Source organism: Vibrio sp. Vb0598 (assembly GCF_033338935.1).
GTDB lineage: Bacteria > Pseudomonadota > Gammaproteobacteria > Enterobacterales > Vibrionaceae > Vibrio > Vibrio alginolyticus.
The window spans coordinates 1-1,053 of record NZ_JAWOTP010000290.1; the positions used below are offsets into that span (position 1 = coordinate 1).

A 1,053-nucleotide genomic window follows, 5' to 3' on the forward strand; every position below is an offset into this window, starting at 1 on the left:
GAGGAGTTGCAAATGAGTTGAACGTGCAAGTCGGTGACTACGTCACGTTGATGATTCCTCAAACGGGTGGCACAAATAAAGTTCAAGCGCCGAAACGTGTGCGCGTCAAAGTGGCGGGCTTTTTGACGTTGAACGGCCAAATTGATCATTCATTGGCTTTAGTTCCGCTGGTGGATGCGCAGCAATACGCTCGTTTAGGAGACGACGTAACTGGAATCTCTCTAAAAACCGATGATGTTCTTGATGCGCCTTCGATCGTTCGAGAAGTCGGCAACCTAGTGAATGTGTACGTATATTTGAAGAGTTGGCAGCAGCAGTTTGGCTTTCTCTACCGTGACATTCAGTTGGTACGCACGATCATGTATTTAGTCATGGTATTAGTGATTGGTGTGGCGTGTTTCAATATCGTCTCGACATTGATGATGGCGGTGAAGGACCGCGCAGCAGAGATCGCGATTTTGCGTACGATGGGGGCAAAAGATGGTCTGATTAAACGTATTTTCGTTTGGCAGGGCGTCTTCTCTGGAGTGTTTGGTAGCCTTGTCGGTAGCCTTGTTGGTGTGTTGGTTGCGTTGAATTTAACTCCAATCATTAAGGGGCTTGAAGGCTTAATAGGACACCAATTTTTATCGGGTGACATCTACTTTGTGGACTTTCTTCCATCGCAGTTGCATTGGCCTGACGTCGCATTGGTGTCGACCACCGCTATCGTATTAAGCCTATTGGCCACTTGGTACCCAGCTTCTCGCGCAGCGAAACTGAACCCTGCCGCAGTTTTGAGTGCTAAGTAGCGAAGGAAGGAAAGCTAGCCTCGTAGACATCGTTGTTAGCGATGACTTATTTTGCTAAGTACTCTAGATACAAAAAAGGACCTTTCATGGTCCTTTTTTGTATTCATTAGCATCTTTTCATTCTTTGCTTACATTTCGTTTCAGCTTTATTGTCGTTTGAACCTCAAGCCATGTCGCAACGAATGATTTTAGCGTCTTATCCGCTTATCTTACTTTTCGTTTTTGCCAACTGCGAACGACAGAGTAGCGCCACAATCCGCGA

At 46.2% G+C, this 1,053-nt stretch carries 1 protein-coding gene; it reads left to right on the plus strand.

Annotated features, from left to right (window positions below; all coding sequences use genetic code 11):
- Positions 1 to 791: lipoprotein-releasing ABC transporter permease subunit LolE (gene lolE / locus R7Q38_RS24760; protein WP_318114717.1), on the plus strand; the 791-nt coding region annotated here is incomplete at its 5' end.
- Positions 792 to 1,053: the final 262 nt, after the last annotated feature.